The sequence below is a fragment of the Citrobacter sp. TBCS-14 genome (genome assembly GCF_005280805.1).
GTDB classification, from domain to species: domain Bacteria; phylum Pseudomonadota; class Gammaproteobacteria; order Enterobacterales; family Enterobacteriaceae; genus Citrobacter; species Citrobacter gillenii.
This window is the reverse complement of the sequence record NZ_SZWM01000945.1, coordinates 1-234: the sequence shown is the minus strand read 5'-3', so window position 1 is coordinate 234 and position 234 is coordinate 1. Positions and strand designations below refer to the sequence as shown.

At 56.8% G+C, this 234-nt stretch carries 1 pseudogene; it reads right to left on the bottom strand.

From position 1 onward, the window contains the following. Positions 1 to 234: pseudogene (locus tag FDX22_RS22180) on the bottom strand (two-component system sensor histidine kinase UhpB); the annotation flags it as partial.

Below are 234 nucleotides of genomic sequence, written 5' to 3'. Positions count from 1 at the left end.
CCTGTAGCCAGCCCTGGAGCGTCACCGCGCTGGCATTGGCATGCTTAACGATGTTGTTCAGCCCTTCCTGGCAGACGCGAAACAGCGTCACCCGCTGGCTTTCACTGAGTGCAGATTCGTCAATTCGCCAGTCGAGATGGCTGACGATACCGCGACTTTCCAGCTCCATTTCCCGCATCAACGAACGGATAGCCTGCTCCAGCGTTAAATCATCTAACTGGCGCGGGCGTAAAC